This window comes from Aeromicrobium flavum, from assembly GCF_007992115.1.
Taxonomy (GTDB): Bacteria; Actinomycetota; Actinomycetes; order Propionibacteriales; family Nocardioidaceae; genus Aeromicrobium; species Aeromicrobium flavum.
Genome location: NZ_BJZQ01000001.1, coordinates 288234 through 313030 on the forward strand (window position 1 = coordinate 288234; position 24797 = coordinate 313030).

At 68.0% G+C, this 24797-nt stretch carries 25 protein-coding genes and 4 tRNA genes; 17 read left to right on the forward strand and 12 right to left on the reverse strand.

What is annotated here, in order from left to right; translation table 11 throughout:
• Positions 1-233: 233 nt before the first annotated feature.
• The 4 genes from AFL01nite_RS01405 (at position 234) to AFL01nite_RS01420 (ending at position 4647) form a co-directional block, all read left to right on the forward strand.
• Positions 234-953, forward strand: coding sequence for a thermonuclease family protein (locus tag AFL01nite_RS01405; RefSeq protein ID WP_146825308.1), 720 nt, complete (start codon positions 234-236; stop codon positions 951-953).
• Between the two features lie 372 nt (positions 954-1325).
• Positions 1326-2372 carry an ArdC-like ssDNA-binding domain-containing protein gene (locus AFL01nite_RS01410; RefSeq protein ID WP_146825309.1) on the forward strand — a complete coding sequence of 349 codons (1047 nt, stop codon included), beginning with the start codon at positions 1326-1328 and terminating at the stop codon, positions 2370-2372.
• On the forward strand, positions 2369-2878 hold the full coding sequence (locus AFL01nite_RS01415) for a hypothetical protein (protein ID WP_146825310.1): 510 nt from the start codon (positions 2369-2371) through the stop codon (positions 2876-2878). The genes AFL01nite_RS01410 and AFL01nite_RS01415 overlap by 4 nt, the downstream gene beginning before the upstream one ends.
• Positions 2875-4647 (forward strand): type IV secretory system conjugative DNA transfer family protein, encoded by a 1773-nt coding sequence (locus AFL01nite_RS01420; RefSeq protein WP_146825311.1) that lies wholly within the window; start codon positions 2875-2877, stop codon positions 4645-4647. Before AFL01nite_RS01415 ends, AFL01nite_RS01420 begins: the two co-directional genes overlap by 4 nt.
• On the opposite strand, the gene AFL01nite_RS01425 is transcribed toward AFL01nite_RS01420, so the two are convergent.
• The gene (locus AFL01nite_RS01425; RefSeq protein ID WP_146825312.1) at positions 4641-4835 is read right to left on the reverse strand and encodes a hypothetical protein; all 195 of its coding nucleotides are present in this window, start codon (positions 4833-4835) and stop codon (positions 4641-4643) included. The genes AFL01nite_RS01420 and AFL01nite_RS01425 overlap by 7 nt on opposite strands.
• A gap of 219 nt (positions 4836-5054) precedes the next feature.
• On the opposite strand from AFL01nite_RS01425, the gene AFL01nite_RS01430 reads away from it, so the two are divergent.
• The 4 genes from AFL01nite_RS01430 (at position 5055) to AFL01nite_RS01445 (ending at position 7753) form a co-directional block, all read left to right on the forward strand.
• The gene (locus tag AFL01nite_RS01430) at positions 5055-5471 is read left to right on the forward strand and encodes a single-stranded DNA-binding protein (RefSeq protein WP_146825313.1); all 417 of its coding nucleotides are present in this window, start codon (positions 5055-5057) and stop codon (positions 5469-5471) included.
• A gap of 14 nt (positions 5472-5485) precedes the next feature.
• Positions 5486-6040, forward strand: a complete 555-nt coding sequence (locus AFL01nite_RS01435; RefSeq protein ID WP_371862813.1) for a hypothetical protein — start codon at positions 5486-5488, stop codon at positions 6038-6040.
• A 133-nt stretch (positions 6041-6173) separates the two neighbouring features.
• Entirely contained in the window at positions 6174-6446 is a 273-nt protein-coding gene (locus tag AFL01nite_RS01440) for a hypothetical protein (RefSeq protein ID WP_246119540.1), read from the forward strand.
• Entirely contained in the window at positions 6446-7753 is a 1308-nt protein-coding gene (locus AFL01nite_RS01445; RefSeq protein ID WP_146825316.1) for a hypothetical protein, read from the forward strand. Before AFL01nite_RS01440 ends, AFL01nite_RS01445 begins: the two co-directional genes overlap by 1 nt.
• Positions 7754-8485: 732 nt before the next feature.
• Here the strand turns inward: AFL01nite_RS01445 and AFL01nite_RS15665 are convergent.
• Positions 8486-8608 carry a hypothetical protein gene (locus AFL01nite_RS15665; RefSeq protein WP_281285714.1) on the reverse strand — a complete coding sequence of 41 codons (123 nt, stop codon included), beginning with the start codon at positions 8606-8608 and terminating at the stop codon, positions 8486-8488.
• Positions 8609-8678: 70 nt separating this feature from the next.
• On the opposite strand from AFL01nite_RS15665, the gene AFL01nite_RS01450 reads away from it, so the two are divergent.
• Both AFL01nite_RS01450 and AFL01nite_RS01455 read left to right on the forward strand, forming a co-directional pair.
• Positions 8679-9536 carry a hypothetical protein gene (locus AFL01nite_RS01450; RefSeq protein WP_146825317.1) on the forward strand — a complete coding sequence of 286 codons (858 nt, stop codon included), beginning with the start codon at positions 8679-8681 and terminating at the stop codon, positions 9534-9536.
• Positions 9537-9844: 308 nt separating this feature from the next.
• Positions 9845-11617, forward strand: a complete 1773-nt coding sequence (locus AFL01nite_RS01455; RefSeq protein ID WP_146825318.1) for a hypothetical protein — start codon at positions 9845-9847, stop codon at positions 11615-11617.
• Between the two features lie 34 nt (positions 11618-11651).
• On the opposite strand, the gene AFL01nite_RS01460 is transcribed toward AFL01nite_RS01455, so the two are convergent.
• Both AFL01nite_RS01460 and AFL01nite_RS01465 read right to left on the reverse strand, forming a co-directional pair.
• Entirely contained in the window at positions 11652-13073 is a 1422-nt protein-coding gene (locus AFL01nite_RS01460) for an ApeA N-terminal domain 1-containing protein (protein ID WP_146825319.1), read from the reverse strand.
• A gap of 418 nt (positions 13074-13491) precedes the next feature.
• The gene (locus AFL01nite_RS01465; RefSeq protein ID WP_146825320.1) at positions 13492-14496 is read right to left on the reverse strand and encodes a DUF4192 domain-containing protein; all 1005 of its coding nucleotides are present in this window, start codon (positions 14494-14496) and stop codon (positions 13492-13494) included.
• A 199-nt stretch (positions 14497-14695) separates the two neighbouring features.
• Between AFL01nite_RS01465 and AFL01nite_RS01470 the strand changes: the two genes are divergently transcribed.
• On the forward strand, positions 14696-14896 hold the full coding sequence (locus tag AFL01nite_RS01470) for a helix-turn-helix domain-containing protein (RefSeq protein WP_143914980.1): 201 nt from the start codon (positions 14696-14698) through the stop codon (positions 14894-14896).
• A 103-nt stretch (positions 14897-14999) separates the two neighbouring features.
• Here the strand turns inward: AFL01nite_RS01470 and AFL01nite_RS01475 are convergent.
• The 3 genes from AFL01nite_RS01475 to AFL01nite_RS01485 form a co-directional block, all read right to left on the reverse strand.
• Positions 15000-15071: transfer RNA gene (locus AFL01nite_RS01475), tRNA-Val, on the reverse strand.
• A gap of 27 nt (positions 15072-15098) precedes the next feature.
• Positions 15099-15169, reverse strand: a tRNA-Cys gene (locus AFL01nite_RS01480).
• A 32-nt stretch (positions 15170-15201) separates the two neighbouring features.
• Positions 15202-15273: transfer RNA gene (locus AFL01nite_RS01485), tRNA-Gly, on the reverse strand.
• 83 nt (positions 15274-15356) lie between these two features.
• Here AFL01nite_RS01485 and AFL01nite_RS01490 point away from each other — a divergent pair.
• The 6 genes from AFL01nite_RS01490 to AFL01nite_RS01515 all read left to right on the forward strand — a co-directional run bounded on the left by AFL01nite_RS01490 (position 15357) and on the right by AFL01nite_RS01515 (position 21340).
• Entirely contained in the window at positions 15357-16190 is an 834-nt protein-coding gene (locus tag AFL01nite_RS01490; protein WP_146825321.1) for an aminotransferase class IV, read from the forward strand.
• Positions 16191-16235: 45 nt separating this feature from the next.
• Entirely contained in the window at positions 16236-17381 is a 1146-nt protein-coding gene (locus AFL01nite_RS01495) for an HNH endonuclease (RefSeq protein WP_146825322.1), read from the forward strand.
• Positions 17382-17490: 109 nt separating this feature from the next.
• Positions 17491-17562: transfer RNA gene (locus tag AFL01nite_RS01500), tRNA-Val, on the forward strand.
• A gap of 202 nt (positions 17563-17764) precedes the next feature.
• Positions 17765-18957 (forward strand): IS3 family transposase gene (locus AFL01nite_RS01505; RefSeq protein WP_146825323.1). Its coding sequence is split into 2 segments (ribosomal slippage): positions 17765-18049 and positions 18052-18957, totalling 1191 coding nucleotides; the frame shifts between segments, so codons are not numbered across the junction.
• Positions 18958-19127: 170 nt separating this feature from the next.
• Positions 19128-20603, forward strand: a complete 1476-nt coding sequence (locus AFL01nite_RS01510) for a cobyric acid synthase (RefSeq protein ID WP_146825649.1) — start codon at positions 19128-19130, stop codon at positions 20601-20603.
• Positions 20600-21340: a cobalt-precorrin-6A reductase gene (locus AFL01nite_RS01515; protein ID WP_146825324.1), complete on the forward strand. Its 741-nt coding sequence runs from the start codon at positions 20600-20602 to the stop codon at positions 21338-21340. The genes AFL01nite_RS01510 and AFL01nite_RS01515 overlap by 4 nt, the downstream gene beginning before the upstream one ends.
• On the opposite strand, the gene AFL01nite_RS01520 is transcribed toward AFL01nite_RS01515, so the two are convergent.
• From AFL01nite_RS01520 to cobA, 5 genes are all read right to left on the reverse strand, one after another.
• Entirely contained in the window at positions 21279-22232 is a 954-nt protein-coding gene (locus AFL01nite_RS01520) for a cobalamin biosynthesis protein (protein ID WP_246119541.1), read from the reverse strand. The genes AFL01nite_RS01515 and AFL01nite_RS01520 overlap by 62 nt on opposite strands.
• Positions 22233-22234: 2 nt before the next feature.
• A complete protein-coding gene (locus AFL01nite_RS01525; protein ID WP_146825326.1) occupies positions 22235-23044 on the reverse strand; it encodes a CbtA family protein in 810 nt (269 codons plus the stop codon).
• 126 nt (positions 23045-23170) lie between these two features.
• Positions 23171-23380: a CbtB domain-containing protein gene (locus AFL01nite_RS01530; RefSeq protein WP_146825327.1), complete on the reverse strand. Its 210-nt coding sequence runs from the start codon at positions 23378-23380 to the stop codon at positions 23171-23173.
• 121 nt (positions 23381-23501) lie between these two features.
• Positions 23502-23966: a histidine phosphatase family protein gene (locus tag AFL01nite_RS15235; protein WP_186813767.1), complete on the reverse strand. Its 465-nt coding sequence runs from the start codon at positions 23964-23966 to the stop codon at positions 23502-23504.
• A complete protein-coding gene (gene cobA, locus AFL01nite_RS01540) occupies positions 23963-24730 on the reverse strand; it encodes a uroporphyrinogen-III C-methyltransferase (RefSeq protein WP_246119560.1) in 768 nt (255 codons plus the stop codon). Before cobA ends, AFL01nite_RS15235 begins: the two co-directional genes overlap by 4 nt.
• Between the last annotated feature and the right edge of the window lie 67 nt (positions 24731-24797).

The following is a 24797-nucleotide window of genomic DNA, read 5'->3' on the forward strand; positions in this document are numbered from 1 at the left end:
GAGAGAGCGACCACCCATGGGACCAGCGACAAGCGGTTTCCGCTTGTCCGAAAAGAGTGGTTTCACGTTGCGATCTGGGCGAGCGCGGTGTTGGTCATCTGGGGCAGTGCTCTATCGGAACCGACCGGGTCTCCTGTTGCCCAATTGATCGAGAGGCTGCTGATGCTGGCTTGCTTCGGCCTTTTCGTCGCTTCGGCCTCAGCGTTAGTCGTTTGGCTTCGTCAGGGGCGCTCATGAGGTCGGCTCTCCTCGTTCTTCCGGTGCTGCTGGCAGGGACGGGGCTCACTTTGGCGATCACGTCCGGCCCTGGGAATGCGTACGTCGAGCGTGTGGTCGACGGTGACACCGTCGTCTTGGGTGACGGGTCGAGAGTCCGTCTCATCGGCATCGATGCCCCGGAGTCCGACGAACCGTGCGGCGAGCAGGCTACAGAGAGCTTGCGTCGAATGGTCGAGCACCGTGTGGTCAATGTCGGAAATCCTGAGAGCGTCCAGGACAGGGATAGGTACGGGAGACTCCTGCGCTACCTCGACACGGATGCTGACCCAGCGGCCACGCTCTTGATCTCTGGCCTGGCCACAGCCCGCTACGACTCCACTGACGGATACGACCCCCACCCCAGGGAGCGTCGCTACCACGCGCTGGAAGCGGCAGCGGTTGCAGCCTGCCCAACACTGGATGCGAACTCGCATTGGTACGGCGATCCTGACGGGTATCGCAAGCACGTCAAGGAAAAGCGCCAAGCCCGTCAGAAGCGGGAGCGCGAGGCCCGTGCGAAACGACGGGAGGCACGCGAGGAGCGACGGGAGGCGCAGCGGCGCGAGACCCAACGCGAATTGGAGCGAATCGAGCGGGAGATCGAGAATTCCAACCGCGACGTTGGACAACCGGACGGAGGCTACACGGGCCCGCGTTGCTATGCCCCTGGCGGCAAGACTTGGAGCCCATGCTGACTCCCGTAGCCATCCGTTTGTACCGTAGTCCGCTCGTCCCGCTGCCTCGGACTGACGCAGTACCGATCCCTCAGCACTTGGATCCGAGCGGGCTTGCTGAAGGTCGCCAGCCGCCGCTCAGGTGCTGTGCCGACCGCGACTGACCTGACTTTTCGTTGTCTCGGGTGTTGAGTCGCTTGCGCGGGCCGCAGGGTAGGCATTCGTGCGCCCACGCCCACCGCCCATGCGAGGGTCGCCTGATCCGAGTCTGGCCAGTCGCCGGACCTAACGGAACGGTCTCGAAGCGCGAGAGATGTACGCCGGTTCGCTGGCGACCTTGAGAACACCTTCAAGTCGAGTAGTCGACGGAAGGCGACAGCGCGGATGAGGAAAGTGACGAGGTCACTGCGGGAGCGCGAGCAGAGGCTCGCGGTGCTCCAAGCGCGTCTGATCGACGCGGTGGGCGAATTGGTGACGTCTCAGGATTGGAAGCGGGCGTTGGAGTTCGCTGCGCGCTTCCGGTCGCGGTCGTTCAGCAACACCATGCTGATCTACGTCCAGCACCAGACGGCGTTCGCCGAGGGGCGCGTGTCCGAGCCGGCGCCGACTTACGTCGCGGGCTTCAAGCAGTGGGCGTCCCTGGATCGGCACGTGGACAAAGGCCAGATGGGGTACGCGATCTTGGCGCCGGTCACTGGGCGGTTCGCCTCCGTCACGCCGGAGGATCGAGCGTCGTGGCGCAGGCTGGCCCGTGGTGAGCGTCCGGTGCCGGGCGAAGTCATTCGGTCGCGGATGGTGGGGGTGCGTCCGGCGTACGTGTGGGACGTCTCGCAGACCAGCGGCGCGCCGCTCCCGGACCTACCGCGGCCGGCGCTGTTGCAGGGCAAAGCGCCGACCGGGTTGTGGGACGGCTTGGCCGATCAGGTCATTGCGCGCGGGTTCGGTATGCGATCGGTGTCGAACGCGGCCGCGATCGGCGGCGCGAACGGGCTGACGAACTACACGACGCACGAGGTGTCGATCCGGGCGGACATGGACGATGCCGCCCGGGTGAAGACGCTCGCGCACGAGCTGGGCCACGTGCTGCTCCACGGGCCGGACGACGGCGGCTCGCTGCTGCATCGGGGCATTGCGGAGGTGGAGGCGGAGTCGGTCGCGTTGATGGTCGCGGCAGCGCATGGGTTGAACACCGAGGACTACACGGTCCCGTACGTGTCGACTTGGGCGAGCAGTGTCGAGGGCAAGACGCAGGTCGAGGTGCTCCAGTCGACTGCCGAACGGGTTCGGACGACGGCCCTGACCATCTTGGACCGGCTGAGCACGCACCAGATCGGTGACGGAACCCCGCCCGGCCTGGACCGCGGACTGTTGAACCAGGTGCCACGGGGTCGGAGTGTGGAGAAGGTGTCGCGCGATGTCGCGGAGGTGACCGGGCCATGAGCATGCACCTGTACCGGCGCGAAGAACGGCCGAGGCTGCGCGTGCCGGTCGTGTTTCCGCAGGTCGACGTGGACGTCGATGACGAGGGACGGATCGAGGTGCGGGTCGATGGGGATCCGTACGGCGAGGCCGGGGTCCTGAGCCGGAGCGATTTGCAGCGAGTAGTCACCGCGATCGCCGTGGACTTGGATTCGGCGGTGCGGGTGGACGTGCGCGAGTCCGACGGGGCGACGTTCACCGACATCATCACTCCACCGTTCGAGGACGCATCGGCGATGCCGACCGAGAAGGAACCGGGATCGCAGAAGTTCAGGACCGCTGCCGGTGAGGTGTGCCGGACCGGGTTGCTGCCGGGGGAGGAGGTCGCGGTGGTCGTGGTGGTGGCGCGTGTGACGGCCGACACCACCGGCACGGCTCGGTTCCATCTGCCGTCGGCGCTGGCGGCTGCGCGTGAGGTCTTGCTCATCTCCCAGCCGGCACCTCCGGCAGCGACGGGCGCGGCGTGAACCCGCGTGGCCGGCCGGTCGATGACGAGTTGGTCAATCTGGCGCTGTTCGCGTTGGGTGTGTTGGGGCTGGTGGCTGCGGTGCTGCGCCTCGCCGGGACGGTCGCCGCGTGGGTCAGCGGTGCTGACCGTCCCCGGTCGGGGTGGCACGGCGGGCTCGGCGCCCTGACGGACCCGGCCGCGCCGGGCCGGGCATTGGATGCTGAAGGTCTGACGGCGTGGGCGTATTGGTCGGTGGCGGCGGCGATGCTGGCGGTGGTCGTCGCCAGCGCGGTGGTGGTGTGGCAGCGGCTGGGGGTGATCCGGCAGCGAGCTTCGCGTGACCCCCGCCGAGTGGTCGGGGTGGCTACGCGCAGCGAAGTGAGGGCCGTTGCCTCGCCCAAGGCGCTGCTGGCGCGCAGTCGCACTTTGCGGCCGTCGCTGGTCTCGCCGGCGGCGTCCGATGTCGGCTACCTGCTGGGCCGGGCTCACGGTCGTGACGTGTGGGCGTCGGTAGAGGACTCGATGTTGCTTCTTGGGCCGCCCCGGTCGGGCAAGGGACTGCATGTGGTGATCAACTCGATCCTCGATGCGCCCGGTGCGGTGGTCACGACGGCGACCCGGCCGGACAATCTTGCCGCGACGCTCACGGCTCGGGAGGCGCGGGGGCCGGTGGCGGTGTTCGACCCGCAACGCCTTGCGGGCGGACTGTCCGCCGGCTTGCGGTGGTCTCCGGTGCGAGGGTGTGAGGACCCGCTTACGGCGATGATCCGTGCCACCGGGCTGGCGTCGGCGACGGGCTTGTCGACCGGGGGAGTGGAGTCCGGTGGGTTTTGGGAGGGCAAGACCCGCACTGCACTGCAGGCGCTCCTGCACGCGGCGGCGTTGGGCGACCGTCCGCCGCGGGAGCTGTTCACGTGGACGCTGTCGCCGTCGGCCGCTGCCGACGCGGTCGCGATCCTGGCGGGCCACAGTGACGCGGCGCCGGGCTGGGCCGACTCGCTGGAGTCGATGATCCATTCCGACCCGCGTACCCGGGACTCGATCTGGATGGGGGTCTCGCTGGCGCTGTCGTGTCTGGCCGATCCACGTGTCCTGGACGCCGTCACGCCGGGGCCGGGGGAGCAGTTCGACCCGGTGGAGTTCCTCACCTCGAACGGGACTTTGTACCTGCTGGCGACCGGAGCGGGAGCTGGGGCGTCGTGGTCGTTGGTCGCCGCGTTCATCGAGGACCTCGTCGAGACCGCCCGGCATCTTGCTGCGGCGTCATCGGGTGCGCGAATGGATCCACCGCTGCTGTTGGCGTTGGACGAGATCGGCAACCTGTCACCCTTGCCGTCACTGCCGGTGCTGATGGCCGAGGGAGGAGGGACCGGCATCACGACGATGCCGGTCCTGCAGTCGTTGTCCCAGGTTCGTGACAAGTGGGGCGACCACGCGGCCGGCGCGATATGGGACGCCTCGATCGTCAAGATCATCCTGGGCGGCACGTCGTCGGCTTCGGACCTGCGGGACCTGTCAGCTCTGATCGGTGAGCGTGACGAGAAGACGGACACCGTCTCGATCGGCGATTACGGTTCCCGGTCCCTGCAGCGTTCGACCCGTCGCGTCCCGGTCCTGCCGCCGGAGGTCATCCGGACGCTGCCGTTCGGGACGGCGTTGGTGCTCTTGCGTAGCGCCCCGCCGGTCGTCACCGAGCTGCGACCGTGGACGGCGCGACGTGACGCGGTGACCCTGCGTGAGCAGCGAGCCCAAGTGGAGGCGGCACTGCGGCATCCCCGCGGTCAGTAGTCCTCGTCGGCCGGATCCCGGCCGGCGCGGGATGGTGCCTCGTTCGGGTCGACGTCGACCGGCACGAGCCGGCTGGCGGGGATCCAGTCGACGTGCAGACCGAGCGTGGTCTGCACGGCGCCCGGATCGTCTGTGACGTAGACGACCTTCGCGTCCCACCCCGACCGGCCGCGTCGCCATCCGATCACCAAGCCGCGCGCAGGAGCCAGATGCCGGTGGCGGCGCACCAGCACGAACCGGACCGACCGATACGGAGGCCACTTGTCCCGCCGTCCCGGATTCGCGCCCACCTACCCAGCGTAGGCCGGTATCGAACAGGTGTTCCCATGGGTCTCGGCGGCGCGCCGGCGACACCTGAGGAGTAGATGCGAGCCAGACCGAAGGCTCGCCCGGACTCAGGAGTGATCATGACGATCCCCACCCAGCTGAGCTTGCACGGGTTCATCGCCACGGCGCCGGAACTGAACCTGACCGACACCGGCGTCGCCCGATTCCACGCGCGGGCCGGCATCGAGCAGTTCCGCAAGGAGACCGACGGCTCGTTCACGAAGCTCGATCCCGTGTTCGTGGACCTGGTGATGTTCAACAAGACGGCCGAACGTGCGTACTCCAGGTTCAAGGTCGGTGACCAGTTCGTCGCGTCGGGCTACGTCCACGGGTACGAGACCGGCTCGGGGGAGCGTGAGCAGTTCGTGGCCCGCAGGGTCGGCCACGACTGCGCCCGCACGCGGTACGCCGTCGACCGGAGCCCGTCGCATCAACCGGATCCGCCCACCGACCAGATGTCCGTCGTCAACGCCCCGGCGAACGCGGTCGGGCTCTGAGCCCGGTGACGGCGATGGCAACGACATGGCAGCAGTCGACGTTCCGTGGGTCCGACCCCGATGATCTCGGAGCATCCGAGGACTTCCGGACGCCCTTCGATGACCGCCTGTTGCGGCCGGTGAACTGGAACCTCCTGACCTCTGATGAGGCGGAGGCCGAGTGGCTCGACCTGAATGCCTGGGTCGAGTGGCTTCGCCATGCGTTCGGTCTGCCGCCGACCGTCGTGCCGCCCTACTGGCACCGGCACGACGAGTTGGTGTGGGAGTTGTCCGCCTTGCACACGCACTGGCTGAACTCCTACGACCCGGACGCTTCGGCGTCGGCGCCGTGCGCCTGGATGCGCGACTTCGCCGATGCACGGAACCGATTGCGCGAGTGGGTGTCGACCTGCGGCACGAAGCTCGACCGTGACCGGCCCACCCGCCAGACCGCCTGGCCCGGCGAACCTCCCGCTGTCGCCTCGCTCGAGGCTGTCATCGAGGACCGCACGGCCGATTTCGTCCAGTTCGTCATCGAGGACGTCGAAGCCCGGCAGCAGATCGAAGACCAGTACGCCGCCTCGGCCTGATCCACAGACGACGCCGTGGACACCGGCTCGTCCACAGGATCACCCGTCGTCGACGCCACCGGGGCTGCTGGCGCCCACGGTGGGCACAGCACCCGTCCGAGGAGGTCTCATGCTTCTCGCCCACGCTCTCGCCTTGGCTGAGGCCCGATCGGCCGTCGCCGCCCTCGCGGACGCGGCAAATACCGAGGCCGCCTCGATCGAGTACGAACGAGTCCTGCTGCAGCTCGACTGGCTCCACCACGGCATCGCGCCGGGCATCACACCGCCTCCCCAGGAGGCCCGTGACGTGCTGTTCGGGATCGCCGAGACCGCGATCGTGACGCTCGGCGGGTTCGGGGTCGATCCACTCGAGCTCGAGCTCGTCCAGGACATGCTGCTCGCGGCACGAGAGAGCGACCGGTCCTGATGTACGGGCCGAACAGCGACGCACTGCGGACGGAGCTCGCAGCCCTTCTGCGCCATCACCGCATCCAGCACCTTCTGGGTGGACCGATCGGGATGACGCCCGAGACCAGCACCGTGGATGAGCGGCAGGCGATGGGCCGGCAGATCCGCCGGTATCGAAAGTCGGTGCTGGTCTGGTGTCGCCAAGCCGTCACCACCACCACGCGCGATGCCCAGGCCGGAGGCGTCCGTAATCGTGACCGGGACGTGGCCGAGGAGTTCCGGCATCGACTCCGCGCCACCCTCGCAGCAACGCACGATGGTCTACCGACCTTGGATGAGATCGCCGATCCAGTCGGGAACGCACTGGTCGACACGTGGCGCCGGGCCGCCCGAGCGGCGACCTTGGGCGAGCATGACTTCGGTGCCGGCATCGATTACGGCCACCTGACAGACGCCCAGTGCGCCACCGTCATTCAAGATGCCGCCGCCGTCGTGAGAGCGCTGGTGTCGCTGGACCAGCGCTACGGCAACGTGCCCGCCTGGGACTTCCTCGCCTCACGCGGCCGGCTTCTCATCGCTGCGGAGGACTGCGCCCTGCTCAGCGTCGAGTACGACCTGGACGACTCGGTCGACTCGGAGGGCTGGCGGCCGCCACCCCGAATGGTTCCTGGCCCGCTGCCACCCGGGCTCGCCGGCGTCATCCAAGGGAGCCGGAACCTGCTGGCCGCTCTGAACGAGATCCCGAGCATCCGGAACTTCCGGATCGTGCTCGAGTCACAGCGAATCGCGTCTGCCGCGGTCGCGGCCGCCGCCGCCCCCACGGATCCATCGCTCGCTTCAGTCTGGCGTGAGCGAGCCCAGACGTTCAGGAGCTTGGTCGTCCGGACGCGCGACGTCGCAGGAAACCTCGGTGACGGCCGAGCCGCCGCATCCCACGCAGCAGTCTTGGCCCGTCGCGTCCAGCGGCTCGGGTCGGACTGTCCGACCGGTGCGGATACCCACGTGCTCGAGGACCTGTTCACGCAGATCGAAGGCCGACTCGCTGACCTGTTCGCGCGTGCCGCCCACGAGAAGATCTACTTCCTACGGGTTCCGCTAGCGAGCCTCGACGAGACGAAAGCGGGTCTGATCAAGCAGCGCGAGGAGACCTTCGTGCCGCTGACCACCTCGATGGGTCACGACGTCGTCGAGAACTTCCGTACGGCGCTCCGTCATCCCTCGCCGGCATCCAAGCGCCGGACCAGCGTGCCGACGACGCGGACTCAGCTTGGAATGGCACTCGAGGTCGCCCCGAGCGGCATGCGTCCCGACGCGATCAGCTCTTGAGCGGCGCACTCACGCCTCGCAGACCCCTCGGTAAGCAATCGGTCATGCGCCCAACGCGGCGGTAGGACGCAGTCACCGCGGCCAGATCTGCGAACTCAAACGCGGGCAGATGGCGTTTCTCACAAGTCAAGGTCCATCGACTCGACGTGGAAGTAGGCAACCTCCCGGCGGCCCTCGGTCACGACGATGACGTCACCTTCCCCGACACGATGCGGCGGAACATTCTCTACGACCAGCCACGCCGCGTCGGCCTGCGACCGCCAAGCCGCCCGGTCCTGGACACGAAGGACCACGGACGCCAATCCCGTGTCCGCTGAGGCCGGAGGTACGAAGCCAGTGGCCGCAAAGTCCTGGTCGGGAGGTGTTGGTGGTGGCCCCGTGTCACGGCCACCTTGTTCGCGGGTCAGCCACACCACGTAACCGTGGAAGGGCAAGGGTCCGTCTATTCTCACGGAGGTGACTCTTCCCTATCCGAGGAGCCGGCGTGCGCCCAACTGCAGTTCCGTGCGCCCGGTAGGCGGCGCGATGACGCAACTTCACGTCGCGCCCAAGAACGTGGCGCCGGTGTCTGCGGTCAGGACTGTCATGTCCCGAACCTCGCAAGACGGATGACGCGTCGTGGGGCAGGGTCCAGCCCTCTCCGCGCCGCTTTGATGCTCCGGGTCGGTTCGTTTCCATCTCGCGCTCGGGTCGATTCTGGGACAATTCCCGCGTCTCCTCAGGATCGGAATCTCAGCGTCGTCGCTCGCGCTTCACCGCCCTCATCGCCACCGCGATCGTCTCGGTCGTCGGCCTCGGCGGCTGCTCCGGCGCGGACCAGACCTCGGGTTCGGCCGATGACGCGTCGAGCAGCAAGGAGGTCTCCTACCTGTGGGCGGTCGGAGCCGCTGACTCCTCGCTCGTTACGTCGGGAGACGCGACATTCTTGGAGCTGCGGGGCGTCGAGGAGGCGATCACCCGATTCAGCGATCGGCCCGATCGCGAGGCGAGCGAAGTGGACCTGCGGGACTTCCTTGCCCGGTGGGACGGTCGGTTCGCTGAGGTCCCGCCCAATGCCGTCCTGTCGTACGCGGTGGAACCTGACACCGCGCCTGTTCAGGTGGTCGTCGAGATCAGCCGCCCCCGGTTCGACGAAGCCACCTCCACGATCGTCTTCGCTGCGGAACGCGTGGGTCTGACGCCCGACCGACTAGAGGGCGCGGACCATCCCGTCGAGGAGCACGCGGAGATCGTCGTGCCTGCGCGCACGGGACCGGTCTCGGTGCTCATCGACTCCGAAGGCCCGCAGGTGGAGAAGGGACAGATCGCCACCCTCGATGCCGCCACCGCCCCGACGGCGCGAGCAATCCACGACGTGAAGACGCTACTGCCGAGTGTCGAGGTGCCACCGGGCCAGGCCGAGGCGTACGACGAGCTGAACGACCGACTCGAATCCGTCACCGCCCGGAGCCACGTGATGTCGGAATTGAACGGCGCACTGATGGAGCTGAGAGCGGCGGCCAGCGAGGCTACGCGCAATACCGGCGAGGTGACGCTCTATCCGGCAACACGCGCCGTCTTGTCGTCGTACGACATCGAGGTGCCTCAGCTCGCCGCGGTCGCCGAGCTCGAGAGCACCATGGACACGATCGAGAGCAAGATCGACACGGTCGCGGGCGATCAGGAATCGGAGATGGTGCGGACACAGGCACTGCTCAGCAACTTCACCAGAGCGACCGACACCGCGAGCAACTCCCTCAAGACAGCCAGCGACAGCCTCGCCCGCATCGCGAGAGACCTTTAGTCCCCGTTTGGCCCTGGGCACCCACCCGCCTACGTCTGAGAGGGTCTCCCTCTTCGAGGTTGTTGTCCGGCTCGCGGCGGGATGACGCAACGATCGGTGATACTGCCATCGTGGGAAGGCAGAGTCGCCGCAAAGCGGAGAAGCGAGCTGGACTTCGTCGGCCGACCGAGAAAGAGGCGATCCGCGCGGCGGGCAAGGCCGACCGGCGCGGCCGAGGCGTCGGCGGGACCGTGGCCGACTTCGAGCGACTTGCGTCTCTTGGCGATAGACGGATAGCTCAAACATTGATTAGCCGCCACACATGCCGGATGGAGAATCTCGGCCGGTTGCCTGATTGGTACGTCCGAAATTCCATGAGCCCGCTCGCTCCGGTCACGCTACTTGACGGAACGTTGCGAGACGTCGGGATTGACATCCGACGTTTTCCGGCTTCGTTTCACGGGACGTGGGCCGAGCATGCCGCATGGGGGGTGGCAAGTGCTGTGGCTGCTGCCCGCCTACTCCTCGCTGGGCAACTTGTGGGTGCTGCGACCATCGCTCGGCAGCAAGTCGAGCGTTGGGGCCTCATGCGGGCATCGGTCAACGGCCTCTCTCGCGATCCCGGTGAGTCGATCCAAGATTTCCTTGCCCGCGCGTGGAGTCATCCAGAGACGAGTGTCGCTGCCGATATGCCGCACGAGCGGCCAGCGCACTCCGGGAGCATCGATTACGAACTTGGTGACCGAGACAGCGTCGAAGAACCCCGTCTCGACCATTCGCACGTGCGTCTGAGCGATGGCTCCGAAGTTTGCCCAGCTGTTGTCTACGGGCTCTTGAGCGAGATCATGCACGGCGACGCGTGCCGGGACCATCTCCGCTGGGAGAGCGGGGCCTTGTTAAATCCCGCCAGTGTGCCGGCGGACTCTGCCTTTGCTGTCAGCGTTGTCGCTGACGCGATTAGTCTTAGCCTCAGAGAAGTAAAGTTCATGATCGCGGCTACGGCGATCGTCAAAGATAAGCAAGGCAGGGCCGCGCACCTACTCAAGAGTCCTGAGAGGTTCACGAGCCCGGCACCCCACGCGGGCAACGATGAACGCGCCTCGGAAGAGCGCTTGGCGTTCCGAAATGGGAGAATCGTCCGCTTCACCCCGGCACCGTTATCGGCAGATGTCTCCCGGCCCCCACTCTGGGCCCTTATGCCGTTGCTGCCGAGGGAAGGACTCGACCCAGCGGTGCTATCGGCACTCGCGCGCAGGGCGAAGGTCTATGAGAGTGTGCTCGATCGCAAGCGCCCGGCCGGGCGGCTCTATCGTGACGACGAGTTGACGACGCTCGCATTCGCGTCGCATAGATACTCGAGCACCCTCGGCGGACAGAAAATGATGGAGCGCGAGCGTGAGCACTTCGGCACCGACTTCAACGTCGACAACCTGACCTCGCGCGGCACTTCACATCTATTGGTGAGCGAACTCGCCGGACTCGCAGCTGGTTGGGCAACCAACGACGATGTTTTGACGGCAAGCGCACTGGTGGCTTCGAGTCTCCGCTCCGCCTTCTGGCTCTGGCTGGAGGACGATGACCGAGCGATGGCCCTACTACGGTGCAGCCTGGAGCAAACTGCGCGAGTACGCGTTTGGCGCCTCAAACCCACGCGCGCCGCCAAACTTGAACGTTCTTCAGCCACGTCGCCCAAGGACTGGCTCAACGCAGCTGGCTGGAAACGACTCGCCCCGCTCGCTCGAGCGTTGAGCGAGTTCTCGCATGCACAAAGCGACAGCAGATGGGACGGCGCGCGGGGACTCCTTGCTGCGCTCCAAGTCGATGCCGACCCCGAGACGTCGCCGTTCACGGCACGGGGTTCCGCTCTCGATCTGGTAACCACCCTGGCGGCCAGAGAAACAGTGGCCACAATCCGGGCGGAACACTCCACGGTCATCGCCGACTCGGCCACGTCGCTGCTTGAATCCGTGGGCTTCGAGGTCGCTCCCGATGACTCATCACTGTCCGCACTCCTTGACCACATCTGGTCTCACAGGTCTGCTTCTCTTGGCCCCAACCAATTTCCAACATTCGAGCGCAATCTGTCGGACCGTTTGCCCTAGACGTGCACGAAATGCTGGATAGACCGATCGGTTCCTAGCGTTCGCAATCTCGGTGGTCGTGAGCTTGCTCAGCGAGCCACCGGATCTGGCCGTGCCGGCGGATGGATTCGAAGGTGGCGCTAGGCGCTTCGCACTCGCGAAAGAGGCACATCACGAAGAGCCAGTACAGCTGCTCGACTAGGACGTGATCGCCGACCCTTCCGGTAATGCGGAATGGATCATCATGGTGCGCGAGCTGATTGCGCGCACTCTTCACCCGCTTTGCCCACAAGGACGCCTCCTCTGATATGACGTCGGTGAATCCAGGTCCGGCGTACTCGACGCACGCCACCATGCGGTTTACGAATGAGGGAGCCTGCCACTTCCCGTCGCGAAGGACTTTCGGGGCGTCAGGTCGGCGCACCTTATCGAATCGTTCGAGAGCGGCGGAGGTGTTCATGATGCGGTCCTCGAGGTACATCGACTCGGTGTACCGCGTCGCCATCACGCGCCTCAACTCAGTCCGATACGTCGCTGCCGTCGTCAGCCAACGTCGCAGAGCGGGAGCGCCCCCAAATTGGTCGAGATCGAAGAACAGGTCGTACCCATTAACGGGCGAGATGTCGCTTCCCTGATGTGCCCATCTGTTGAGGTAGGTGATGTCACCCCGGAGCCCCGGCATGGGCGTGCCGCTAAGGGCGCGCTCGTGAATCTCCGGGTGTTGAAGTACCGCGTGAACGATGTCCGCGGTCTTGCCGACTCCGATCGTGACTAGGGCTCGGATGTCAAAAGCGATGTCACTGAACCGTTCCAGTTCGGCCATGGGCTCGATCTCGATCGCGAGCTCCCATGTCTCATCTACCCGGTTCGAGTGCCGGGCTTGGTCCCCGACCGGCGCAAGTTGCTGGCGCAACTCAATGGTCGCGTCATCGTGAGTGGTACGGAATGCAGGCAAGTCATGCGCCGTGATGACAATGGACGGAGCGTCGCGCTTGCCACTCAATTGCGGGTAGTCGGTCCGTACTCCCGAGAGGTTCACCCAGTCCGAGAGGTGAGTAAGTGCAAACATTGCCCGGTCGGCTTGGACAACGTCCGAGGCGGCGTACCAAGCCCCGTGCAAAAGTGCGCCAACAGAGACGTGCTCCGGGAACTCCTTCAGTCCGCGAAACCCTGCACTGTTAAGGCTTAGGGAGTTGAGAAGAGTGAACGCCTCTTCGTAACCTGCGCTATTCGTGTGACTCCCCAGGATGACGGGGTAACGCCGTCCTGACGTGCTCGACCGCACTCTCTGCTCCTGGACGCTGCCGCCTGCGAGGCGGTTGTCGAGGATGACTGACTCGCGGAGCTCACCCATCAGTTGCAGATCACCGCCGCGGTCCGGGTCCCATGTGAGACGCCCCGGCACCCGGTGCTTTGGGCTTTCCGGAAGCCACCAGTGGGCAAGGAGGTCGGGGAAGGCCGACTCGTTGACTTTCACCCGACCAGAATGCGCTGAGTTGGGATCGCGATGTGGACGGCACGGCGAGATACCTTCGGTCGACATGTCGTGTGTGGCTCGTGGCGGGCCAAGCCGTCGTTCTTGATATGCGGACTGGTCCCCCTCCCGAGCGCATCCGATTCACAGCCAGTGTGGGTACGCCGTGGACTCACAGCCGTGGCCATCCTGGGCGGAAGGACCATGCCGCCGGATCGCGGGGACTAAGGAGTCGTACGTACCTGCGGCAGCCGCTCGCTTCATCTTCCCTGCACGAGATCGAGCTCGACCTTGGATTCGACGATGTCAACCCGCGTTCGTGCGGACCTCCAGGGTCGCGCAGTGACGAGGCGCGAGAGGCGGCGTTCAAGAGCGCTCTGGCGGCTGTATCGGCGGTAGGACTGGTTGACGGGCATTCGGATCACATCTCGGGTGCTGGACGGTGGAGCGGCCCCTGAGGCGCCTGCAGCGTGCGAGCCAGGTCGCGGGCCAACTCGTTGATGTCGTGCAGACGCGCTGTCTGTGCCTCCCACTCGCTCGGATTGACGCCGGCGGTCAGCGCGGCGGACATGAGTCGGGCCATCGGGTACTCCTGCGCGTTCGGGACCTGGTCCAGAGCGCACCATGCCTTGGCTCCATCGCCGCCAATCCAGCTCGCGAAGCTCAGCAGGGTGGCTGGCGCCGCTCGCACGTCGTCGGGTGCCCGCCGGGTGAGGTTCGTCCACAGTGCCACGTGCGTCTGAGCCGTCCGTTGGCTGATGTTCTCCCAGACGTCGTCGCGGACCGGGACCGACGACACCGCCAGCAGCATGCGGGCCGCGTCAAGATCATTGAGCGTGAAGCCGTCGGCGTGGAACCGGTGCAAGCGCTCCATCGTCCATGCGTGCTCGGCCGGAGGATTGCTCGCCGCGGAGGCCGTCCGTGCCGCGGGCATGAGTCGCTCGATCGGGTCTCGGTCACCGACGAGTGAGGCGGCCATGGCGCTGCGGCTGGCGATGGGTAGCGCTTGCCCGGCGGCGACCATCTGTGCGTCGATCCGCGTGCGCGCTGCTTGGGTGCGTTGGCCGGACTCGTGAGTGTCGAGGTCGCACCACTGGGTGTCGTCGGCCCACAGCCGCAACGGGGTCGTCACGTCGATGGACTCCAGCCGGCTGCGCAGGTCCTCACTCGCCCGCTCGGCGTGGGACCGATCCGTGGTCAGACAGATGATCGCGACCACGGCACCCGGCCGCGCGTGACGCCCAAAGGGGACCTCCAGGGACTCCCACACGCCGTCACGAGCCGTCTGCGACGTCGGCAGATCCACGCGCACCCGAGGCAGCCCCGGCGCGAACGGATACAGGACGAGCGATTCGTGCGGCGTGAACCCGAACATGTGCGGCACCGCCGCCAACAGTTCGTCGTGCGAGCTCACCGAGATCTTCATGGCTGGCCTCCTGCTCGGCCGGAGACGGACGTCTCGTGTCGAACAGGTGTGGTCGCGCAGTCGACGCCGGCAGGAAGCGCCTCCGGGGGAGCACCTCACAGAGGAGAACTCGCCAGGCCAAGTCCGGTCACCACGTGACCAAGGACACGCGCAAGCCCACCGCGAGATCGCGCAATCCACGACATGAAGGAGTTCGAGCATGGCCACGACGAAGAAGAAGCTGCCGGTGTACGTGAGCTTGGAGGAAGCCGCGGAGATCCTGTCGGTCTCCACGAAGACCGTCCGCAGGCGGATCAGCGACGGAACGATCCCCGCCTATCACTGCGGCCGGCGCCCGATCAGGATCCGCCTGGAAGACCTCGAAGGCGCCCTCCGCCGCATCCCCGCGATCGACTGGTGACGGTCAAAATTGACCAAGCCCGGACAGATCCTGCCCCACGTGTGCCCCACGGAGCCAAAATGAAAACCCCCGAAATCACTGGGATTTCAGGGGTTTTCGTGGGTGGGCGATACTGGGTTTGAACCAGTGACCTCTTCCGTGTCAGGGAAGCGCGCTACCGCTGCGCCAATCGCCCGTGAGTGCTGCTATTCATTTGTCCTCGAGGTGGGTACGGGATTTGAACCCGTGTAAACGGATTTGCAGTCCGTTGCCTCGCCTCTCGGCCAACCCACCGCTGGATCATGGGTCTGCCGAGACCCTCTCCGAGCGGACAACGAGATTCGAACTCGCGACCCTCACCTTGGCAAGGTGATGCTCTACCACTGAGCTATGTCCGCAGCGGCCGTGTTTTCCCGGCCGACAAGAAACATTAACCGATGGGTCTGGAGCACACCAAACCGGGTCGGCATATGGTCGAGTCATGAAGGCGTGGGTGGATGGTCAGCTACTGGAATCTCCGCATGATCGGGCACTGAGTGTGCTCGATCACGGCTTCGTCGTCGGTGACGGAGTGTTCGAGACGGCTGCAGTGATCGACGGTCAGCCGTTCGCGCTGACCCGTCATCTCGACCGCCTGGTGACCTCCGCGGAGGGGTTGGGACTGGGTCGGCCTGACGTCGATGGTCTGCGGCAGGGGATCGAGGCCACCCTGGCCGGCCAGGAGCTGCCGTTCGGACGCGTCCGCATCACCGTGACGTCGGGTCCGGGGCCGCTGGGCTCGCCGCGCGGGGACAGCGGGCTGACGCACGTGGTCGTCACCGAGCCGGCGGAGCGTCCCGGGCCGGTCAGCGCGATCGCCACGGTTCCGTGGACGCGCAACGAGCATGGCGCGCTCGCCGGCCTCAAGACGACCTCGTACGCCGAGAACGCCAAGATGGTCGAGTACGCCCGGGCTCGGGGTGCCTCCGAGGCGGTCATGGCCAACACCCGCGGTGACCTGTGCGAGGGAACCGGGTCGAACGTCATGTACGTCCTCGACGGGCAGCTGGTGACCCCGACGCTGGAGTCGGGCTGCCTCGCGGGGATCACCCGCGCACTGGCGCTGGAGTGGCTCTCCGACGAGCTGGACGTCGTCGAGCGCGATGCGCCGCTGGAGGTGCTGTTCGAGGCCGACGAGGTGATCATCGTCGGCACCACCCGAACCATCCAGGCGATCAGCCGCGTCGACGACTGCGAACTGCCCGCGCCCGGGCCGATCACCCAGCGCGCCCAGGAGATCTGGAGGGCTCGGGAAGCGGAGTCGATCGACCCCTGACCGTCGCCCTGAAGCGGTGTCGGAGGTCATCCCTAGCGTGGAGACATGCACACCGACGAGGTCACGATCGACGCCATGCGGCACGCCGCACAGGTGCTTCGATCGGTCACGTCGTCGGTCCACGACGAGGCCCGTGCCCTGCGCGCCCTCCGCGACGCGACGGACGCGGCACTCAGCGAACGCCTCGCCGAGATCGAGGACTCGGGCGCCTACCGCAACGAGGACGCCACCAGCGCCGTCACGTGGGCCCGCCGGGAGCTGAGGCTCGACGCGGGCGAGACGAGGGCGCGCATCGCCGCCGCCCGCACCATGGCGGATCTGCCCCGTGCGCGCGCGGCGTTCGTGAAGGGGGAGTTCTCGCTCGAGCACGCGAAGCTGCTCACGTTCTCGATGAAGCACGTCGGCGTCGACGAGACCGTCGAGATGGAGGAACACCTCACCACCGTGGCGCGCGCGTTCCCCGCGGGTCGGCTGCGCAAGATCGTGGTGCGGGCGAAGGCGATCCGCCACCCCGACACGCTGGACGAGGCGTGGATCAAGGGCATGAACCGCCGCGACATCCGGCTGGCCAAGACGATCGACGGGTGGCACGTCACGGGCTTCCTCCCGATCGACGTCGGTGCCCGGATGAACGCGGTGCTCGAGGCCCTCTCCGTGCCCCGCGAGGCCGGCGACACCCGCACGGCGTCACAGCGTCGCTGTGACGGTCTCGACGAGTTGCTGGAGCGGGTGCTGGCCGAGGGCCTGCCGACCGACGGGACGGTCGCGCCACAGGTTCACGTGGTCGTCGACGCGGGGACGCTCAAGGACGCGTTGGCACCCGATCCCGGGGCGGTCTTCACGGCCGGACCGCCGGCCGAGCTGGTCGGCTTCGGTCCCATCGGACGCGAGCTGGTCAAGCACCTCACCACCGGGGCCGCACTCACGCCGATCCTGGTGGAGCGGATCGGGCGCAACGAACGCATCCTGGACGTCGGGCGGGCCCACCGCCACGCCACGGCGAAGCAGCGCCGGGCCATCTGGTTCCGCCAAGAGGGCACCTGCGCCCGCGCAGGCTGCGAGAACTCCGTCGACCACAGCCACCACACGATCCACTGGTCCGACGGCGGGCCCACCGACCTCGACCTGCTCGAAGGGCTCTGTGCCGCGTGCCACCGCCACGAACATGCCAGTGAACCGCGGGCCGGGTGAGCAGAGCATGGCGCCCCAGGGCTCGGCTACACGAACGGCGACGCGCCGTTCTTCGGCGACCCCGTTTGGGGGTTCCGGGGGAGGGTGCGTTAGTCTGGACGTCGCACTCGGGCGATTGGCGCAGTGGTAGCGCGCTTCGTTCACACCGAAGAGGTCACTGGTTCGAACCCAGTATCGCCCACCCGAGTTGAGTGGCCTCTGACCTGCGGAAACGCGGTTGGAGGCCTTTGGTTTGGGTCCGTCGTGCAATAAACGTGCAATAGCGAGAGGCGCGTAAGCCACGGTGAGTGCGCTGTTGTGCGGGACGGGCTGCAGGGTCTGCTGCACGGATAGGTGACATCTAATCTGCGTCGATGTGTGTCGACGCTGGAAGGATGTGCACCATGCCCAAGGCGTTTCCCCGAGAGTTCCGCGAGGACGTGATCCGGGTCTTTAAGAGCTCCGATTCCTCGATTGCTCAGGTTGCGAAGGACTTCGGCATCTCGCCGTCGTGTCTGAAGCGGTGGCTGACCATCGACGACCGAGAGTCTGCCGACCCGTCGCCGGCCGCGAGGGCGGCGAACGAGTCCGAGGCGCTGCGCGAAGCGAACAAGCGGATCAAGCTGCTCGAGCAGGAGAACGAGGTGTTGCGCCGCGCGGCGGCGTATCTGTCCCAGGCGAACCTGCCGGGAAAATGATGTACCCGCTCGTCCGCGAGCTGGCCGCCGACGGGATTCCCGTCGCGGTGACGTGCCGGGTGCTCAAGATCGCCCGCCAGCCCTACTACCGCTGGCTGGCCCGACCGGTGACCGATGCGGAGTGGCTCGCGGCTCATCGCGCGAACGCGTTGTTCGATGCCCACTGCGACGACCCGGAGTTCGGGTATCGGTTCTTGCTCGATGAGGCCCGCGATGCCGGTCAGCCGATGGCGGAGCGGACCGCGTGGCGGATCTGCTCTGACCTGGGCTGGTGGTCCGCGTTCGGCAAGAAGCGCGGCAAGAACGGCAAGAAGCCCGGACCGCCGGTCCACGATGACCTGTGTGCTGTCGTCGACAGGCACGGCGTGACCCGGCACGAGTTCACCGCCGACGCCCCGAACGAGCTGTGGCTGGCTGACATCACTGAGCACTGGACTGGCGAGGGCAAGCTCTATCTCTGCGCGATCAAGGACGTCTACTCCAACCGGATCGTCGGCTACTCGATCGATTCGCGGATGAAGTCCCGGTTGGCCGTCGCGGCGCTCAACAACGCGGTCAGCCGCCGAGGCGACGTGGCCGGTTGCGTGCTTCACACCGACCGCGGGTCGCAGTTCCGCAGCAGGAAGTTCGTCCACGCGCTCAACCGGAACGCGATGGTCGGTTCGATGGGCCGGGTCGGTGCTGCTGGCGACAACGTCGCCATGGAGTCGTTCTTCTCACTGCTGCAAAAGAACGTCCTGGACCGTCGGCCCTGGGCTAGCCGAGAAGAGCTCCGGACCGCGATCGTCCGGTGGATCGAAAGGACATATCACCGGCGCCGGAGGCAGGCGGCTCTCGGGCGATTGACCCCGGTTGAATACGAGATCATCATGGCCCCACCAGCCGTCCAAGCGGCCTAACCGAAACTGTCACCAGTTCGCGCAGCAGACCCGAAGGACACCACACCCCCTCCGCACTGGAACCGATGATGAGCGTCGAGGAACTCTCGGACCACCTCGACGTCCCCCCTGGCCTCAGTGCCTGACGACATCGCCGGGATACTTGTCGGGTGGAACCTCGTGCGTCCGGCATCGGTCGACTTCTCGTGGCCGGTACGACGTCGGATGCGGGCAAGAGCCTCGTGACCACGGCGCTGTGTCGGGCGTTTGCACGCCGTGGGGTGCGCGTCGCGCCGTACAAGGCGCAGAACATGTCGAACAACTCGATGGTGTGTGCCGATGGAGCAGAGATCGGCCGGGCCCAGTGGGTGCAGGCGCTTGCCGCGGGTGCCGAGCCCGAGGCTGCAATGAACCCCGTGCTGCTCAAGCCCGGCGGTGACCGGCGCAGTCACGTCGTCGTGATGGGGGAGCCCGCGGGCGAGATCAGCAGCCGTGAGTTCATCGGGGGGCGCACCCATCTGGCGGCGGCAGCGCACGCCGCGTACGACGACCTCGCGTCGCGCTACGACCTCGTGGTCGCCGAGGGCGCCGGCAGCCCGGCCGAGATCAACCTGCGCGCCGGCGACTACGTGAACATGGGCCTGGCGCGTCACGCCGACATCCCCACCGTGGTCGTCGGCGACATCGACCGCGGCGGTGTGTTCGCGGCGTTCTACGGGACGGTGGCGCTGCTCGAGCCCGCAGACCAGGCGCTTGTCGCCGGGTTCGTGGTCAACAAGTTCCGCGGCGACGAGTCGCTGCTCGCGCCGGGGCTGCGCCAACTGGAGGACGTCACCGGCCGCCGCGTGTTCGGCACGCTGCCGTGGAGCCCGGACGTCTGGCTGGACTCCGAGGACGCGCTCGACCTCGAGGGGCGGCGCACGACCGCCGAGGGTGCCCTGCGGGTCGTCGTGATCCGGCTGCCGCGCATCAGCAACTTCACCGACGTGGACGCGCTCGGGCTCGAGCCCGAGGTGGACGTGATCTTCACTGCCGATCCCCGCGACATCGCCGACGCGGATCTGGTCATCCTGCCGGGCACGCGGGCGACGGTGTCGGACCTGGCGTGGTTGCGCTCGCGTGGCCTGAGCCGGGCGATCGTCCGTCACGTGGAGTCCGGCCGAGCGGTGTTCGGGATCTGTGGCGGGTTCCAGATGCTCGGGCGGCAGGTCCACGATCCCGAGGGCGTCGAGTCCGGCGCGCCGATCAGCGTTCCCGGGCTGGACCTGCTGCCAGTCGAGACCACGTTCGCCGCGGACAAGACACTGCGCCTGCCTCGCGGCGAGGCACTCGGGGCCGCGGCGTCGGGCTACGAGATCCACCACGGACGCATCACCCGCGACACCGGAGCGGAGGAGTTCCTCGGCGGCGCGCGCATGGACAACGTCCTCGGCACGATGTGGCACGGCAGCCTCGAGTCGGATGCGTTGCGGACCGCCGTCCTCGACCTCGCGGCACAGGCGCGCGGCGGATCGTTCACTGCGTCGGGGGTCAGCTTCGCCGCGGCGCGCGAGGCGCGGTTGGACCTGCTGGGCGACCTCGCCGAGCGGCACCTGGACGTCGACGCCCTCCTCGAGCTCGCTCAGCACGGGGCTCCGACGCTGCCCACGATCGGACCGGCGACATGAGGCTCCTGATCCTGGGCGGGACCCGTGAGGCCCGGGCGCTGGCCGAGCTGCTCGTCGAGGACGGCGACGAGGTCGTCACGTCCCTCGCCGGCAGGGTGGCTCGCCCGCGCCTCCCGGTGGGTGCGGTCCGGATCGGCGGCTTCGGCGGTATCGACGGACTCGCCGAGCACCTGCGCGCGCACGCGGTCGACGCGATGGTCGACGCCACCCACCCGTTCGCGGAGCGGATCAGCGCGAATGCGGCGGCGGCGAGCGAGCAGGCTGGCGTGCCGCGCGTGCGCCTCGAGCGCCCGGGCTGGTCCGGGCGCGCGGACGCGGGTACGTGGCACTGGGTCGGCGACCACGACGAGGCGGCACAGGTGGCGGCGAATCTGGGTCGACGGCCGTTCCTGACCGTGGGCCGCCAGTCGCTGCACCGTTTCTTGGAGCCGCTGCGCGCTCACGCGTGCGTGGTGCGTGTCGTCGATCCGCCCGAGATCGAGCTGCCGGACGCGTGGACGCTGGTGCAGAGCCGTGGCCCGTACACGCACGACCACGAGCGCGAGGCGATGCGCGGCACGGACGTGCTGGTGACGAAGGACTCCGGCGGCAGCCACACGGAGGCGAAGCTGGACGTCGCCGCCGAGCTCGAGATCCCTGTGGTCGTCGTGCGCCGGACGGATGCCCCGGCCGGCGTCAGTGTCGTCCGCGACGCGGCCGACGCCCGTGCCTGGGTGCGAGCGCGATCAGGACGCTGAGCCCGGCGGCGGCCCACGCCACGGCGGTGGCGAGGCGCGTCGCCCGCGGGAGGTCGGAGACCGCCGGTGCGGGTCCGTCGCCCATCCGGGCCCGGTCCTCGATGCGGCCGGCGTAGTCGTTCACGCCGCCCAGCGTGATGCCGAGCGCTCCGGCGAAGGCGGCTTCGACGGGTCCGGCGTTCGGGCTGGGGTGGCGCTTGGCATCGCGGCGCCACGTGCGTGCGGCGTCCCGGGGCAGGCCGCCGACGATCGGTGCAAGCACTGTGGCCAGCGCGGCGGAGGCGCGTGATGGGACCAGGTTGGCCACGTCGTCGATCCGGGCGCTGGTCCAGCCGAACCGCTCGTACCGGGGGCTGCGGTGCCCGACCATCGCATCGAGGGTGTTGATCGCCCGGTATCCGACGAGTCCCGGCACGCCGAGGGCAGCGCCCCACAGCAGCGGAGCCACCACGGCGTCGGAGGTGTTCTCGGCCAGCGACTCGACGGCTGCTCGAGCGACGCCGCGGCCGTCGAGACCGCTGGGGTCGCGACCCACCAGGTGGGTGACCTGCTGTCGTGCGGCGGGCAGGTCGTCGCGCTCGAGCTGAGCCGCGATCGTCTCTCCCTCGCGCACGAGCGACCGGCCGCCAACCACGGCCCACGTGGCGGCGGCGGTCAGGACGACGCGCCGCCACGGTCGACGGCAGGTCCGTTCAGCGATCATGGCGACGGCGACCAGCGGGCCGACGACGACTGCGTGGTGCACCATGCCGGCGCCACGTTGGTCGCGATGGGTCACGCGCTCGACGGCGGCGGCGTACCGGCCCAGGCCCGCGACGGGGTGGAATCGGGCGGGGTCGCCGACAGCGCGGTCGAGCGCGAACCCGACCGCGATGCCGACGGCGCGGGACACGGTCACAGGGCGGCAGCGGCCTCGCGACGACGCTGGTCCGCGAGCGCCTTGTCGGCGTCCCGACCCACCAGCCCGGTCAGGACGACACCGAGGACGGCCCACAACCCGGCCAGGGTGACGAGGGACTCGCGGCGGAAGTACCAGAGGGTGTCCGCCGGGAACGCGCCGAGCTCGTTGACCGTCGGCAGCGCCAACCCGACGGCGAGCACGACCACGAGGTAGCCCAGCGCTGCGACGACCATGGCGTTGAAGCCGCCGATGCGCTCGTGGAGACGGCGCGCGGCGACGACGGCGATCACAGCCGCGGCGAGGCTGATGGCCCAGAACGCGAAGTACAGTCCGGTGCGCTCGCCGATCGTGTCTCCGCTGCCGACGGCCGGCGGAGTGGACGGGTACTTCAGGAACGGGACGAGCGCCGTGGCGACGAAGCCGACGAGCGTGATCGTCGCCGTCGACCCGCGGGCCCCGAGCGAGCCGAGGCGGCCCAGGGCGAACGCGGCGGCGAGCGCGGTGGCGCCGCCGATCACGGTGCCGAACAGGATCGTGCCGGTGGCCAGGCCCCACGTCGACTGGGTGTCGCGGGAGACCTCGGCCTCCTGGCCGTGGCTGTGGCCGGCCTCCTCCTCGTCGTGGGAGTGCGCTGGGGTTCCTTCGGCGTGGGTGTGCCCGGCGGGCGCGGCCGACGCAGCCTCCTCAAGCGCGATGGCGGTGTCGATCTGGGGCTCAGCGACGACGTAGGCGATGAGGAAGGCGGCGATGCCGGCGACGAGGCCGGCGACCAGGCCATGGACGAGAAAGGTGCGAGGGGTCATGAGGGATCCGTTCGTGGACCGGTCGCGGGCATGACGATGCCGGGGAACCGGTGAGCCGTGAGGGATGCCGGGCGACAGCCCGGAGGACGCCCGGAGACGACCGGGTGGGCCAGACGCGCAGACGCGTCAGTGGCAGGGATAGCCCATGACGTGGCGTGCGTCGTGGACCCACTCGTGCACGAGGGTCCCCTCGAGGACCGAGAACGCACCCTGCTCGGCGCCCACGAAGAACAGCACCACGGCGGCGAGGAGGGCGGAGAAGATCGCCCACGGGGCGAGGTCCGAGACCGGGATCTGGGGAAGGGCGGCGGGAACGGCCGCGGTTGCCTGAGGCATGTGACACTCCTTGGGGATTCTGCGTCCCATCGATGGATGTTTCGCCCAACTGGAAGGTCTGGCTCCGCCCGAATGGGGCGATACAGTAGCGCGACTGCGCCGGAATCTCACCGGCTTCCTCTCAGCAAGGCAGGTCGAGGCTAGCAGCCCCGCCGTTCAGTCCGGTAGGGGCCGTCGAGATGAGATCGGCGTTGCCGGGTACCGGGCAGGGACGGCCGGTCAGCAGCTCCACGGCGATGGCGATCGTGTCCCCGTGGGTGACCAGAAGCAGGTCGTCACCATGGGCACGCAGGACTGCAAGGATCCTGATGCGCACCTCGTCGACGGTCTCCTGACGTCCGCGCTCGACCAGCCGGGCGTCGAGCACAGGCGTCAGGCCGAGTGCGCTGGAGACGATCTCGGCGGTCTGCACGGCCCGCACGGCCGGCGAGGTCAGAAGCACGCGATACGGCGCTCCACGCAGCGCCTCCGCCGCGGCACGAGCCTGTGCGCGGCCGACTCGCGTCAGCGGGGGCGTGCGGTCACCGAACTGGAGCCGTCCGGCGGCGTTCCACGTGGACTCCCCATGACGGAGCCAGCCGATCACCGCTCGAGGGCAGCCACGTGGCCGATGACGGCCACAGCCGGTGCGCCGATGCCCGCGGTCGCCGCATCGTCGGCGGCCTTGGCGAGGGTCGTGCGCACGGCGCGCTGGCTCGGAAGGCTGGCGTCGGCCACGAGGGCGCACGGCGTTGCCCCGTCAAGGCCGGCCTCGAGGAGCGCCTCGGTGATGGCGGGCAGCGTTCGGACGCCCATCAGCACCACGAGTGTCGTGCCAGACCGGGCCAGGGCGGCGTAGTCGACGGTGGAGTCTGGGTGTCCGGGCGGGACGTGACCCGAGACGACCGTGAACCCCTGCACGAGGCCGCGATGGGTGACCGGCACCCCGGCGAGCTCAGGTGCCGCGACGCTGGACGTGACCCCCGGGATGACGCGGGTGGGGACCCCAGCGGCGGCGCACGCCTGGATCTCCTCGAAGCCGCGGCCGAAGACGTACGAGTCGCCGCCCTTGAGCCGCACGACGTGGCGGCCGCGCCGCGCGTGGTCGACGAGGATCCGATTGATCTCGTCCTGGCTGGTGGAGCGTCCGAACGGGATCTTGGAGACGTCGACGACCTCGACGCCCGGGGGCGCCCAGGCGATCGCCTCCCATGGGGCGAGACGGTCTGCGACGACGACGTCCGCGGTCTCCAGCGCCTCACGGCCGGCGACGGTCACCAGGCCGGGATCGCCGGGTCCGGCGCCGACGAGCGTCACCCGACCGGCTCCGGAGGGAGGCGTCGCGGCGACGGGGGACGGTACGCGGCGGATCACGAGGTCGAACGTGCTCTCGTCGACCTGGTCGCTGGCCCACCTCAGTCGGCCGCGCCGAACGAGG